This is a genomic window from Shewanella youngdeokensis (assembly GCF_033180165.1).
GTDB lineage: Bacteria > Pseudomonadota > Gammaproteobacteria > Enterobacterales > Shewanellaceae > Shewanella > Shewanella youngdeokensis.
Genome location: NZ_CP136522.1, coordinates 3,076,135 through 3,090,696, shown reverse-complemented (window position 1 = coordinate 3,090,696; position 14,562 = coordinate 3,076,135). Strand labels below are relative to the sequence as shown.

The window sequence follows — 14,562 nt, the reverse complement described above, 5'->3', positions numbered from 1 at the left end:
CGCTTAAAATTTGCAGATTTTATAACAAGTTTTGTATTGCTGGTGGAATGAGCTTTGGCGATAGGATCTGCAACTGTTTATGGCGCCCGGTAAGGCCTTTAAGGATCGTGATATCACCTTTTGGCACTTTGAATGCTTTAGATAAGTACTTGACCAAGTGGGTATTGGCTTTTCCGTCAACGGGCGGAGCAGTGATGGCGATTTTTAGCTCCTCACCATGTAGGCCAACGACTTGGTCGCGACTCGCTTTAGGTTGTACGTATAGGTTCAGCAGCAGGTTTCCCTGCTGCATTGATACTGCTACCACTACACGTTTGCCCAAAAAGGCACATATTGGGCAAGCAATATGTTGAGAAAGTTAAGAATGATCATCATTACTAACAATGATAAATCTAAGCCGCCCATTTGTGGCAACATACGGCGAATTGGCGCAAGAAGAGGTTCTGTCAGTTGAGTCATAACCATTTCAATTGGGTTATGACCTTGACTTACCCAGCTTAAAATAGCGCGTAGGATCAGCATCCAAAATAGTAATACACCGGCTTCTTTAAATACAGATACTAGCGATACCAGTAAAATACTCGGTACATGAATAGGCGCACCCGCCATTAAACTTAGTAGTACAAACTTTATGATGACGATGCTGATCGCCAATAAAAATGATGCACTGTCAAAATTGCCTAATGATGGCAAAATACGTCGTAATGGACCCACTATAGGGTGAGTTGCTTTAACGATAAACTGGCTAAATGGATTGTAAAAATCGGCGCGGGCAAGTTGTAGCCAGATCCGTAAAATGACCACCATCAAATATAAATCGAATACTGTGCTGACTAAAAAACTTAATGCATTCATTTTTTGCTCTACTTTTTACGTTAAATAATAAGAATTAATATTGTGTTGCCATTTCTTCAGCGCGAGCAATGCAATTACTCATTGCATTATCAACGAGCTGACGTAAGTTACCGTCTTCAAAAGTGGCAATCGCTTGCGCTGTTGTGCCACCTTTAGAAGTAACATTGCTGCGTAACTGTGCCAAGCTCAATTCAGGATTTTTCTTCGCCATCAGCGCAGCCCCAAGTGCTGCTTGCTGTGCCATTTCTCTCGCGTTTGATTCCGACATGCCACCTTTTACAGCGCTTTGTACCATAGCTTCTAAAAACAGAAAAAAGTACGCTGGTGAACTGCCTGCTAACGCAATGACTTGGTTTAAATCATCTTCTTTGTTGACCCAAATGACTTCGCCACCCGTCGCCATTAATGTTTCGCACAAGGCTTTATGTTCTTGTGAGATCTCATCGCTAGCATATAAGCCTGTTAAGCCTACACCTATCTGGGTTGGGGTATTAGGCATAGTGCGTATTAATTTGATCTCTTGCTTGAAAAAATCATTATAACGCTGGGCGGTGACACCGGCTGCAATGGTGATAATTAACTTTTCGGATAGATCTAAACTGCTCAGTTGCTTACCTACAGGCTCCATTAAGTGCGGTTTTACACCTAATACAATAACATCTGCATTTGCGGCGGCGGTCATATTGTCATTTGTGATGTTAATGCCAAAATCATGATGCAGAGCATCTAACTTCGGCTGGCTAGGGTTTGACGCTGTGATGCATTGCGGCGTATAACCACTGTTAACCAAACCACTAATAATGCTACGGCTCATGTTACCAGCACCAATAAAACAGACTTTTTGTTGTGACATGGAATTCTCTTTGTAATTTTAGTGAGTACAGCGTTTAAGTCTATCAATCAACATTATCTAAACTTGTATGTTTTGATATGAGGGTAAATGCGTTAAAACCAAGCTTCATAATAAAAGATATTTTACAGATATAGCTATTTAATTATAAAGAGCGGTTAATCACGGGCGCCAAAAATGGCACTGCCAATGCGTACCATTGTCGAGCCGTGAGCAACGGCTAGCTCCAAGTCATTACTCATACCGACCGATAGCGTGTCAACACTTGAGTATTGTGCTGCCAAAGATTGATACAGTTGTTGTAATGCAGCGAGCTCCTCAGTGGCGGTGTGGCTATCGACATGGGCAGAGGGAATCGCCATTAAACCGCGTAAGGTTAAATTCGGCAATGCGTCGATTTGCTGAGCCAATGACAATACATCAACGGCATTAACCCCAGACTTGCTGGCTTCTTGACTAATATTGACCTGAATGCAGACATTTAAAGGTTGTAAAGTATCGGGTCGTTGCTCATTAAGCCTAAGTGCGATTTTTTGACGATCAACGGTGTGCATCCAATCACACCGGCTGGCAATGATTTTGGTTTTGTTTGATTGAAGTGGGCCAATGAAATGCCACTCTATGTCGGGATAGTCAGCACTAAGGCTTAAGATTTTGGCTTCAGCTTCTTGCACATAATTTTCTCCAAATAGCCTTTGCCCTGCTTTATAGGCATCTATAATTTGGCTATTGGGTTTAGTTTTACTTACCGCAAGCAGTTTAACTTCATCTGGCTCACGTAAGGAATTTTTTGCCGCTTGGCTGATCCGGTACTGGGCGAGTGCTAGTCTGTCTGTTATTGTTGTCATGTTGTTTATTTTTGGTTGAATGGATATCCCAAACTATGGAAATCACAGAATTACTTGCCTTTAGTGTAAAGCACAAAGCATCAGATCTACACCTTTCTGCGGGGGTTTCTCCAATGATCCGTGTTGATGGTGAAGTTAGAAAGATTAATCTTCCTGCTTTAGACCATCAAGGTGTTCACAGTCTTGTTTACGATATAATGAATGATAAGCAGCGTAAGGATTACGAGGAGCATTTAGAGATCGATTTCTCGTTTGAAGTGCCTGGGCTTGCTCGTTTTCGTGTCAATGCTTTTAATCAGTCCCGCGGCTCCGCGGCGGTGTTCCGTACTATTCCTAGCGAAGTCTTAAGCTTAGAGCAACTGGGAGCTCCTGAGATTTTTAAGAAAATTTCGAGTTTTCCACGGGGGCTAGTGTTGGTTACCGGTCCAACTGGTTCGGGTAAAAGTACCACCTTGGCTGCGATGGTTGATTACGTGAATGAAAATCGTCATGACCACATATTGACGATTGAAGACCCAATCGAATTTGTACATCAAAATAAACAGTGTTTGATTAACCAACGTGAAGTTCACCGTCATACTCACAGTTTTAATGCTGCGCTGCGTAGTGCGTTACGTGAAGATCCCGATGTGATACTCGTAGGTGAAATGCGCGATTTGGAAACTATCAGATTAGCGATGACAGCAGCTGAAACCGGTCACCTTGTATTTGGCACATTGCATACCACTTCTGCGGCTAAAACGATTGACCGTGTGGTTGACGTGTTCCCCGAAGGTGAAAAGGGCATGGTGAGAACGATGCTGTCGGAATCTCTGCAAGCTGTTATCTCGCAAACTTTGATTAAAAAAGTGGGTGGAGGGCGTGTGGCCGCACATGAAATTATGATGGGCACTCCAGCTATTCGTAACTTGATCCGTGAAGATAAAGTGGCACAAATGTACTCGGCGATTCAAACCGGTATGGCTCATGGTATGCAAACGCTGGATCAATGCCTACAGAATTTGGTTAACCGCGGTCAAATTAGCCGTGAAGATGCCATGCTGAAAAGCTCGAATAAGCAAACCAATTTTTAACGGGTAAATACTTATGGATGCTAGTCCTTTTTTAAAGACCATGATCGAGCGTAAAGCGTCTGATTTGTTTATTACGGTAGGCTTTCCGCCTAGCGCAAAGATTGATGGCGAATTAGTACCATTAACCGAGGACATTTTTACTGCAGAGCAGTCTCTTCAGTTAGTTGAATCATTAATGACGGATGTGCAAAAGCGTGAGTTTCATGAGTCTCGTGAATGTAACTTTGCTTTTGCCGATAAAGTATATGGACGTTTTCGTGTCAGCGCTTTTTGGCAAAGAGAGTCGCCAGGTTGCGTAATGCGTCGTATTGAAACAACCATACCTGAAGTTGATGACTTAAAATTGCCGCCCATTCTTAAAGATCTCGTTATGAGTAAGCGAGGCTTAGTCATCATGGTTGGCGGAACCGGGACCGGTAAATCAACCTCATTAGCGGCGTTGGTCGGTTACCGTAATGCCCATGCTCGAGGGCACATTTTGACCATTGAAGACCCGGTGGAATTTGTGCATGACCATCGACAAAGTATCATCACTCAGCGAGAAGTTGGTATTGATACTGAGTCTTTTGATGCCGCACTTAAAAGTTCGTTACGCCAAGCTCCGGATGTCATTTTAATTGGCGAGATCCGTACGCAAGAGACCATGGAGTTTGCTTTGTCATTTGCTGAAACCGGTCACCTGTGTATGGCAACGTTGCATGCTAACAATGCTAACCAAGCACTTGATCGCATTATGCATTTAGTGCCTGAAAATAAGCATGCTCAGTTATTGTTTGATTTGTCGCTCAATTTACGCGGTATTGTGGCACAGCAATTGATTCCCAAAAGTGATGGTTCTGGCAGACGCGCGGCGATTGAGGTATTAATTAATACGCCGCGAGTGGCGAGCTTAATTGCTAAAAATGAGTTGCATTCATTGAAAGAAACCATGTCAAAGTCGAACGAGCAGGGCATGCAGACTTTTGATCAGGCGTTACTAAGGTTATACAGTGACGGCGAAATTAGCTATGCCGATGCATTACATCATGCTGATTCACCAAATGATTTACGCTTAATGATTAAACTGCAAAGTTCAGATTCAAGTCGCTCTAGTTCTATGGATGGGGTTACGCTTGATTTTGATTAAGTCATGTTGGCATAAACGTTAGTGCAATCGATATAACGAAAGCGTAAACGGGTACAGTAACTGAAAAGCTGACAATATTTTATGTTGTCAGCTTTTTTATAATACATTGATCTATAAGCTTGTTCATACGTAATGGGTAATAATCATGCTAAGGTGGTTTGCAGGCACAGCAAGCGTTAATGCTGCATGAATTTTTCGTCGATAGTTATTTTAACAATGGTAACTTAAGGAGTTCTCTTGGCCAATTTTTCAGGATTAACCAAGGAAGTAGGACATAAAAAACGTGGTAAAACAGGCGTATTATTGGTTAATCTCGGCACGCCAGATGAACCAACAGCATCTGCGGTAAGACGTTATTTAGCTGAGTTTTTAGCCGATCCTAGGGTGATTGAAATACCTCGCTTAATTTGGATGATTATTCTTCATGGGATAATATTGCGTGTAAGGCCGGCTAAATCTGCGGCGTTATATAAGCAAGTTTGGACGACTGACGGTTCTCCCTTGATGGATATTACCCGCCGACAAACAAAAAAGTTATCTGCGTACTATGAACAGGCTGGTGAAGAGGTTTTAGTCGATTTTTGCATGCGTTACGGTCAACCATCGGTGGCATCAACGTTACAAAAAATGCATAAAGCAGGCGTCGACAATTTAGTCGTATTACCTTTGTACCCTCAATATGCTGCGCCCACAACGGGCTCTGTTTTTGACGCGATCGCCAAAGAGTTAATGACTTGGCGTTACTTACCCGCACTGCACTTTATTAATACCTATCACGACAACCCTGACTTTATCGATGCGTTAGCGGCGTCGATTACTAAAGATTTTACGTTAAATGGTCAACCTGAAAAGTTAGTGTTGTCCTATCATGGTATGCCAGAGCGTAATCTGCATCTAGGCGATCCATATTATTGTTTTTGTATGCTGACCAGTAAACTTTTAGTTGCCAAGCTTGGTTTAACAGAAGAAGAGTACATAACTACGTTTCAATCGCGCTTTGGTAAAGCGAAATGGTTAACGCCTTATACTGATGCAACGATGGAATCGTTACCGGCAAAAGGCGTCTCAGATATTGCCGTAGTGTGCCCAGCATTTAGTGCAGATTGTCTTGAAACGCTTGAAGAAATTGCAGGCGAAAACAAATTATTATTTACTGCTGCTGGTGGTAAAAAGTTTAGGTATATTGCAGCGCTAAATGATAATGATGACCATATTGAAATGATGGCTAATATTGTTAAGCCCTATCTTTAGCCAAAGTATAAGTTGGGCGAGTCGAGCTAACTTGCCCATTTTAAGTAAGATAAATTACCGTTATAAAGTATGTAGTTATGGCTTGAAAGATTACAGGCTAGCCGCGGTCCCATTAAGATACTGCTGGTAAGTGTCTTGCCCCCAAGCAATTAACAAGCCTTGTTTAAACAGTAGTGGGGTGCACTCTTCTTTTGTTGTTTCACCATCTGACTTTTTATGGTGAGTGCGATAAAAAAGTACCTGTAAATTTTGCTGATTTACTATTTTTGCTTCACTAAAGTCAGCGTTACCGAACAGCATTTTTATCTCTTCAATAGTTTGCCCTAGGGTGATTTCTGCTATTTTTTCCTTATTGTAAACTTGCCTATCTTCCCAATCCATTTCATCTGGAGTGGGTTGATAAGACAGCATCACGACGGCAACAAAGGCAATATAGGCAACAAAAATAGATCCAATTATAACGGGGACTCTAGATTTCATCGGGGCTCGGGTTCCTTAGTCGATTATTGAGTAGCTCTTACAATACTATGCCCCCAATTGATGGTAAATCTAGTTTGGTAACTTTTTGTTAACAGCTTGGCCGTTAGTTGCTTCTCGGTAACCTGAAATCCTTTAGGTTTGCGTTAAGCGGCATATCTAATTGAAGTTGTACTAATTTATAACTGAGCCTGGCAAGTTGTTTACCTTTTTCAAGCTTGGTTGCTTGCTTAGAACCGACCTCTTCAATAGAGCCATAAATGTTTGCCAATGAGCGGAATGTTTTTAATAACTCAACCGCTGATTTTGGGCCTATTCCGGGAACGCCGGGAATTTTGTTACCACTGTCGCCAGCTAGTGCAAGGTAATCAATAAATTGCTTATGCTCGACACCAAGCTTTTGTTCCATTGCCTCAACGGTTAAGTACACTTGGTTGAAGTGATCCCACTGTTTGATGTTGGGGTGATTGAGCTGGCAAAATCCTTTATCGGTAGACACAATAATGGCTTCGCCACCCATGTTTACCAGTTTCGTGGCCAGCGTTGCGATAACGTCATCGGCTTCAGCTTCGGCGTTGAGCGAGGCAATATGATGTGTGGCTAAATAGGTTTTGAGATCGGCAAGGCCATTGGCTAATGCTTCTGGCATAGGTTTGCGCCCTTTTTTATAATCTTCATACAGCGCTTTACGCCATGACAATGCATTACCGTCCCAGACGATAGCAACGTGAGATGGCTGGTGGTATTTAATTAGCTTTTGGCAAGCGCCGTTCACGCGCTCTTTTAAGCCGCTAATATCAGATTCGTTAGGTTGTGCAGCATGGATCCGGCGCACGATGTTCATACCATCTACAATTAAGAATTTATTCATTTTATTATTTTATAACAGGGAACATACGTACTTCCCGGTAACTTCATTCGTTGTTGTGAAACAAAAGCGTTAAGTAATTGGTCCATTAACGCCATGAGTTTAGGGTCCCCTTTTAGCTCAAAGGGACCTTGTTGTTCAATCTTCTTGATAGTGTCCATCTTTACGTTGCCAGCTACAATACCAGAAAAGGCTTTTCTTAAATTGGCTGCAAGTACCGCTTTATTAACATGATTGTGCAAATCTAAGTGGCTCATCACCTCATGTGTGGGTTCAAATGGTAGTTGGAATTCAGGTTCAATTTTTAAAGACCACTGATACTGGTATGAATCGCCATTATCTTTACGGAACACTTTAATTGTTTCCATTGCCTCTTTTTGAATGCGCGCAACCTTAGCGGGGTCATCGATAATGATTTGATATTTATTTTGGGCTTCAGCTCCAAGCGTTGCTGCAATGAATTCATCGATACGTAAAAAGTAATCTTCACTTTCTTTTGGGCCGGTGAGGATCAACGGGAAGGGAATACCCTTATTTTGTTTATTAAGCAAAATGCCTAATAAATACAATAGCTCTTCTGCAGTACCTGCGCCGCCAGGAAAAATAATAAAACCATGTCCTAGCCTTACAAACGCTTCTAAACGTTTTTCTATATCCGGTAAAATCACTAGCTCATTAACGATTTGATTCGGCGGCTCGGCAGCGATAATACTAGGTTCGGTCAGTCCAATGTATCTAGCATTGTTAACCCTTTGTTTTGCATGCCCAATCGCAGCGCCTTTCATCGGCCCCTCCATCGCGCCTGGGCCACAACCGGTACAAATATCGAGTTTGCGTAAACCAAGCTGGTAGCCGACTTCGCGAGTGTATTGATATTCAATCGGGTTGATGGAATGACCTCCCCAGCAAACGACTATGTTGGGGTCAAGCATCGGCATACAGCGGGCATTGCGCAGTATGTCAAAGACAACATTGGTAAGGTGGTTCGCATTGGTGAGGTTAATATGCTTTAAATTGTGATACCTGTCATCGAGATAGACTATGTCGCGTAGGACTGAAAACAGGTGCTCTTGAATGCCCGCAATAATATGGCCGTCAACAAAAGCTGCTTGCGGCGGTTGGGTTAACTCTATTTTTATGCCGCGCTCTCGTCTGAGCACATTGATATTAAAATCACCATATTGGTTAAATAAGCTTTCGGCATTGTCGCTTTGTAAACCAGAGGCGAGTACAGCCAAAGAGCAGCTGCGGTAAAGTTGGTACAGCTCACTTTCTGCATTTTGTTTGAGGCGATCAACTTCTAGTTGCGAAAGTTGATCTAGGCTGCCTCTTGGACTGATTTTAACTATCATAGCAACTCCTTAGCTTTGATAGTTAATCATAGTCTTTTTAGGCGAACAGGTTCGCCTAGGGTTAACTTTTAAAGGTCAATAATGACTCTATCTCTACTTTCATGCTTGGCTTTGTATAACGCCGCGTCAGCTCGTTCAAAGGTTTCACTGATGAGTTCATTTTCAACAATACGGGCAGCACCGATAGAAACAGTAATCGTAATCTTTTGATCTTTAAACTTAAAAGGAATATTTTTTACTTTTTCTCGAACGCGGTTGAGCAAAGGCTTAATATCATCATCTTCCACATTGGGCAGTAATAACACAAACTCTTCACCACCAAAACGGGCAACAAACTCGGTGTCCCGTAAAGAGTTTTTAAGCGCCATCGCAATGACTTGTAGCGTTTTGTCGCCAGTACTGTGGCCGTAGCTATCATTGACTGACTTGAAGTAATCAATGTCTGCAACCGCAACCCAAAGAGGGTGCTTAGTTCGCTGGTAATTGCGGTATTCTATTTCCATACGCTCTTCAAGCGCACTGCGGTTGGGGAGCTGTGTTAACGCATCAAGCCTGTTTAATTTTTGTTGTTCAAATAGTCGTTTTTTAAAGGTCTCGGTTTCTTTGCTTAAGTCGTTGAGTTCGACCCGCAGCGCTTCAACGGACGCTTTTAACTTAATTTGTTCTTTGGCTTCTAATGCTTCTTTCAGGTTTAACGCCGAGCGTAGGGCCGAAAGTTGCACTGAAACTTGAGTTTTTAGTTGATTGATATCATTAATTTCAGCAATGGACTCACTAACGTTATCAACTTGATTGTTCATTTCTCTATTCAGTTGTTTGCTTACCTGAAAAGATTTAATGGTATGCGTGTAGGAGTCTGTTACGACATCACGCACATTGGTGAGCGTGTCATTAAGCACGAATAAAAATGCTTGTGAAGCCGTCTTTTCTTTGGCGATATTGTCGAGTAACAACCCCAGCACAACTTGATAAGCATTCAGTAGTGTATCAAGTTCAAAATCTTCTATGAGTGATTTTTTAATAGTAGATATTAGATCGCGTTGCTCTTTTCTGAACTCAATTTCAGACAGCATTTGCGACAGCTCTTGAGCTGATTTGCGGTGACGTGGCAGTACTTTAAATTGATCGCCTTGCAGTACTTTTTCTGCAAGAACTTCATCGTAAAACTGAACGATTTTGTTCACGCTAGGAATATAATCCCAATAGGTGTGAAATGGTTTGGTCAGTTCTTTTTTGAAAAATGAGATCTCTTTTTTGAGCTTAGTCGGTATGGACTCAACCTGTTGCAGATGGTTGATTATATTTGTCAGTGAACCTCGGCTCTCGTCGAGTTGTTGGGTCACGCGGCTGTATTGCAGCTTCAAAATAGCGTTTATGTCATTTAAGTCAGGTACCGCATCATCAATCTGGTTAAAGCGGGTTAATTTATGGCGCAGTTTAGCGAGCTTATTATCAAGCTCAACATTTTGCCCTTTACAGGCCAAGCTTAACTGAGCAATAAATTGCAGCAGAAGTTGCAGCTTTTCATTTTGATCTTCACTCATTTCATCAAGTGCTTGTCTTGCGGAATAAAGCTTTTGCTGTAACACGTTCAATTGCGACGTGTTAGCGTCGGCGTCTTTCATTAAATTCTGTCCCTTACCAAGACGTGAAGATTAACTGTCTAAGGCTTAAACTTATGGTTTAAACTGCAATAATCGGTCGTTTATTAAATGATAAATGCAAGCGCATGACGCTAGTTAAACACTAGCATTATTGAGTTCCCAAATCGATGTTTTGGTGACGCTTCCATCGAGGCCAGATAATATCATCCTTAACTCCGTTGGTCTCTAGTTTGATTAGACCTCGTATAACACTTTTCTCTAAAGTGAGATATAGAGGCGAAACGAACATCGCAGCAGGTGCAAAATCTAACGGTTTAAAGGTGACGTAATAATCTTGTTGGTTACCTAAGCTCATTGCCCCCGATAACATCATCTGCAAGGTGCCAAAGTGCTGCTTGGCAGAGAGCTTAACTTCTGTATCAGCAAGTAACGGTAAACTAAGCATACCCATATGTACCGTGGTTTCAGCTTCACTGGTGAGCACTTGTCTCACATCGCTAAGTAAGGTCTCTGGCGCTATGACTTTATCAATACATAATAAAAACAGCCCAGGCCTAATGAAAAATGTTTGACAGTGTAAACCAGCCGTTAATGCATTTAATTGTTGTGTGTTCATTTTTGCATTGCATTCATGACCTTGCGCTAGGTCACTGTTAAGCTGTTCAGTTAACGAAACCAAGGCCAAGGTTTTAATGGTATTAATTGCCGCTGGAAATGTTTGCGCAAAAGCCGAGTAATTAGGCAATTTGCTCAAGGGGTCTAAGAGGTTTTTTTGTTGAAGATGGCTTTGTTCAATGGCCAATTTTTTTTGTGAAATCCTCAAATATAGCGCAAGTGCAGCTAGCATTAATATCAGCAAGGTACAGATTACTAGCGCTATGTAATAGATTGAGTGCTGGCTTTGCTCTATTTGTAGCGCATTGTTCGCTTGGTTAAGTTCTAGTTTTACCTTATGCAATTGAAGTGAGGTTTCACTGCGCTGTTTATCACTCTCTGGCTCATTGGTTTTTACGCGTAAGTTAATGATTTTCTGCGCATCATTGTATGCTTGCTCGAATTGTTTAAGTTGCTTTAAAGCTTGTGAGCTTAGGGTTAATGCTTCTATTTGCTCGTTATTAAGATTCATCTCTTTAGCGAGGTCTGCGGCCAGGTAAGCATGTTGTAAACTGGTTGACCAATCCGCGATGCTACTATGTACTTCAGCGATTAACAGGTGGTTATATACCAAGTAATGCTTGCTACCTCTAGAGTTAAAAATTTTATTAGCGCGCATTAAATGTGAAATCGAGGCTTGGGGATCCTCTACCTTAAAGTATGCTTCGCCTAAATTGTGTAGATTGAGAGCTTGGCCAATGTAATGGCCTTGTTTGGCATCAATTTGCTGAGCATTTAAATAGTAATCAATGGCCTTGTTCCATAAGTCTTGTTCGGCATAGATCATTGCAATGACCGTCATACATGAAGACAAATAGGCTTCATTATCAGTGCGCTTAAATAGCTCTGCAGCCTCATTGGCATATTGAAGTGCCTCGTCCCACGATTTTAAGTTGCGATATACACGGGCCAATTGTAATTTGATATGTGCATCTTGAACTGGATTTTTTTGGCTGTCGGTATGATTAATCGCAATAGAGTAATGCTGTAGTGATTCAGCGTATCGGTTTTTCTTGTAGTAATACTTACCCAATGCAGACTCTGCGCTCGCCGAAAAATAGGGGCTAGCAAGTTTAGTTGCGATTAATTTTGCTTGTTGCAGATGCTGTAATGCAACATCATGCTCATGCATCATCATATGGAGCATGCTGAGATGTTCGTTAATGGTAAAACGTAATACTTGCTCTTTTACACCATGGGTATTAGCGAGTGTATTTAGTGCACCTTGGTATAAATTGACGGCGGTTTTATAATCTTGCTTACTCCTACCAACGTAACGTCCATTAAGCATTTGCACATAACTCTTTTCAAATGGTGTGCTACTGAGCATTGCTAATTGGTCGATTAATTTTCTAGCAACTGTGTATCGGTCAGCACTTTTTGACGACAGATCTAGTGAAAGCCTTGCATGCAGTAATAATTCAAATTTTGCTTCGGTATCTGACATTCCTTTGACAACAGCATAGTCATGTATAGCTTTGTTACTGATAAAGTTAGGCGTTTTCGGAAAGTGTTGATTAATTGAGTGGCGTAATTGATTTGGGTGTTCTCTAAACAGTCGCTCAGTCTCGATGGGATCTCGCCCAGTAGCATGGGCATTAAATTGGCTGCAAAAAGACAGCACGACTAAACAAAGAGTTAACACAATGCGCATGTAAAAATGATTCCTTACTAAGAGCTTATGCTCAATAGCTAATTTTTTGTTATTTTAATTGGTGTCATCAAGTCAAATGTTATACTTTCAGACTTTGTGAAAAAACAATAATAACAGAAGGAAGCAAGAGTGAAACCAGTCGTCCCACTAATCTTAACTTTTAGCACATTCATGTCTTCAATGGTCGTTGCAGACGTTGATTACACTATAAATTTACTTAATCCAGAACATCATTTGGCTAATGTTGAGGTGAGTTTTCCACAAACTAAATCTGCGGCTTTGGTGGTTAACCTTCCAGTATGGCGTACCGGTAAGTATCAAGTGTTGCCATTAGCGGATTCAGTCCGACTTTTTACAGCAAAAGATGCAGACGGTAGAACATTGCCTTGGACGCGTACTGCGAGTGGTGAGTGGACCGTTGCACTTGAAAAACCAACGTCAGTGACGGTGTCTTACCAGCTCTACGCTAACAAATTGGGACAACGCGTTAACCATATTGACGCTTCGCATGCGTTTTTAGATGCCAGTGGAACATTTGTTTACAGCCCAGAATTTAAACATGAACCCATTAAGGTGACGTTAGCGGTGCCAAGTGATTGGAACAGTTATTCGGGTATGGATAAAGGGGAGCATAAGCACAGCTTTACCGCCAGTAATTATGACATTTTAGTTGATTCTCCTATTGAAACTGGCATTAGCCAACATCGAGAGTTTACTGCGGATGATAAACAGTATGAACTTGTTGTTTGGGGAGAAGGTAACTATGACATCGATAAGATGGTTGAAGACTTAACCAAACTCAGTGGTCAAGCTGAGGTTATTTGGGATGACTATCCTTTTGATCGATACGTGTACATGGTGCATGCAACAAGTGGCGCACGTGGAGCAACAGAACATTTAAATTCGACCATTATTCAGCGTCCACGTTTTAGTTATCGTGACGCTAAAGATTACCTCGGTTTTATTAAAACGGCATCTCATGAGTTTATTCACACTTGGAATGTAAAAGCTTATCGACCAGAGGGACTCGTGCCTTATGACTATCAGCATGAAGGGATCACTGAACTACTGTGGATCTCAGAAGGGTCGACAAGTTACTTTCAAAGCCAACTGCTGCTTCGTGCAGGGGTCATGACAGCGGAAGAGTTTTTTGAAGACTTAGCCAAACGTATTGAACAGAGCGGCAAAACTCCTGGCCGAGAAATTCAATCGGTTGCGAGTGCGAGTGCTAACCAATGGGTGAGTACCGGTGGTGATTATGCAGCAAACCATAGCACCAACATATACTCAGAAGGTTTTCTAACTTCGTTAGCATTGGATTTTTCTTTACTGGATGAAACTGACTTGGCGCACTCATATCGAGATGTGCATCGTGAGCTATATAAGTCGCATCGTATCCCAGCGGGTTTCACAGTTGCTGACGTGAAAAACATATTACATAAAGTGTCTGGCACCAGTTATGACAATTGGTGGCAAGAGCACGTTAATACCCCGGTGACGTTGGACTTTGACCGTTTACTCAAACAAGCGGGTTTAGTTGTAGGTTATGGTGACGATGCTAAGTCTGAGCCTTATGTTGGTATTACTCTTGCTAACGACAGTTTAGTGCTGTCTCGTGTGTTGCGTAATGCACCTGCGTGGAATGCAGGCATCGTACTTGGCGATGAAATTGTTGCTATTAATGGTTTGAAAGTTACCGCTGCAGGTTTTGAAGCGCGGATAAAAGACTTTAAGGCTGGAGATACGATAAACGTCACCTTATTTAGCAATGATAAATTAAAAGAGGTTTCGTTGACATTGGGTGAACAAAAGAGTGGTAAGCAAACTATTAGTAGTGTTGAAAAACCATCGCGTGCTCAAAAAGCTTTCTTAAAAGCCTGGATAGGTATTGATTGGCCGTTTGAAAAAGACGGTAAGCTGATCGCGAAATAACGTTACAGCGAAACTAAA

At 41.8% G+C, this 14,562-nt stretch carries 13 protein-coding genes; 4 read left to right on the top strand and 9 right to left on the bottom strand.

All coding sequences use genetic code 11. The features are described 5' to 3' along the window. Positions 1-19: 19 nt before the first annotated feature. The 4 genes from yggU to RGE70_RS13145 form a co-directional block, all read right to left on the bottom strand. A complete protein-coding gene (yggU, locus tag RGE70_RS13160; RefSeq protein WP_310472982.1) occupies positions 20-307 on the bottom strand; it encodes a DUF167 family protein YggU in 288 nt (95 codons plus the stop codon). Next, positions 307-855 carry a YggT family protein gene (locus RGE70_RS13155; protein WP_310471901.1) on the bottom strand — a complete coding sequence of 183 codons (549 nt, stop codon included), beginning with the start codon at positions 853-855 and terminating at the stop codon, positions 307-309. Before RGE70_RS13155 ends, yggU begins: the two co-directional genes overlap by 1 nt. A gap of 34 nt (positions 856-889) precedes the next feature. Next, positions 890-1,708, bottom strand: a complete 819-nt coding sequence (gene proC / locus RGE70_RS13150) for a pyrroline-5-carboxylate reductase (RefSeq protein ID WP_310471900.1) — start codon at positions 1,706-1,708, stop codon at positions 890-892. Between the two features lie 155 nt (positions 1,709-1,863). Further along, the gene (locus RGE70_RS13145; RefSeq protein ID WP_310471899.1) at positions 1,864-2,553 is read right to left on the bottom strand and encodes a YggS family pyridoxal phosphate-dependent enzyme; all 690 of its coding nucleotides are present in this window, start codon (positions 2,551-2,553) and stop codon (positions 1,864-1,866) included. 35 nt (positions 2,554-2,588) lie between these two features. Between RGE70_RS13145 and RGE70_RS13140 the strand changes: the two genes are divergently transcribed. The 3 genes from RGE70_RS13140 to hemH all read left to right on the top strand — a co-directional run bounded on the left by RGE70_RS13140 (position 2,589) and on the right by hemH (position 6,003). Further along, positions 2,589-3,626, top strand: a complete 1,038-nt coding sequence (locus tag RGE70_RS13140) for a type IV pilus twitching motility protein PilT (RefSeq protein ID WP_310471898.1) — start codon at positions 2,589-2,591, stop codon at positions 3,624-3,626. Between the two features lie 13 nt (positions 3,627-3,639). After that, entirely contained in the window at positions 3,640-4,752 is a 1,113-nt protein-coding gene (locus RGE70_RS13135) for a PilT/PilU family type 4a pilus ATPase (protein WP_310471897.1), read from the top strand. Between the two features lie 237 nt (positions 4,753-4,989). Beyond that, complete coding sequence (gene hemH, locus RGE70_RS13130) at positions 4,990-6,003, top strand: ferrochelatase (RefSeq protein WP_310471896.1); 1,014 nt, start codon at positions 4,990-4,992, stop codon at positions 6,001-6,003. A gap of 90 nt (positions 6,004-6,093) precedes the next feature. Here the strand turns inward: hemH and RGE70_RS13125 are convergent, their stop codons facing one another. From RGE70_RS13125 to RGE70_RS13105, 5 genes are all read right to left on the bottom strand, one after another. Beyond that, on the bottom strand, positions 6,094-6,483 hold the full coding sequence (locus tag RGE70_RS13125) for a DUF3192 domain-containing protein (protein WP_310471895.1): 390 nt from the start codon (positions 6,481-6,483) through the stop codon (positions 6,094-6,096). Between the two features lie 103 nt (positions 6,484-6,586). Beyond that, positions 6,587-7,351 carry a flap endonuclease Xni gene (gene xni / locus RGE70_RS13120; protein ID WP_310471894.1) on the bottom strand — a complete coding sequence of 255 codons (765 nt, stop codon included), beginning with the start codon at positions 7,349-7,351 and terminating at the stop codon, positions 6,587-6,589. After that, a complete protein-coding gene (ppnN, locus tag RGE70_RS13115; RefSeq protein ID WP_310471893.1) occupies positions 7,348-8,700 on the bottom strand; it encodes a nucleotide 5'-monophosphate nucleosidase PpnN in 1,353 nt (450 codons plus the stop codon). Before ppnN ends, xni begins: the two co-directional genes overlap by 4 nt. Before the next feature lie 68 nt (positions 8,701-8,768). Then, positions 8,769-10,325, bottom strand: coding sequence for a GGDEF domain-containing protein (locus RGE70_RS13110; protein WP_310471892.1), 1,557 nt, complete (start codon positions 10,323-10,325; stop codon positions 8,769-8,771). Between the two features lie 127 nt (positions 10,326-10,452). Further along, positions 10,453-12,612: a tetratricopeptide repeat protein gene (locus RGE70_RS13105; protein ID WP_310471891.1), complete on the bottom strand. Its 2,160-nt coding sequence runs from the start codon at positions 12,610-12,612 to the stop codon at positions 10,453-10,455. A 129-nt stretch (positions 12,613-12,741) separates the two neighbouring features. Here RGE70_RS13105 and RGE70_RS13100 point away from each other — a divergent pair, with 129 nt between their 5' ends. Then, a complete protein-coding gene (locus RGE70_RS13100) occupies positions 12,742-14,544 on the top strand; it encodes a M61 family metallopeptidase (protein ID WP_375087856.1) in 1,803 nt (600 codons plus the stop codon). Positions 14,545-14,562: the final 18 nt, after the last annotated feature.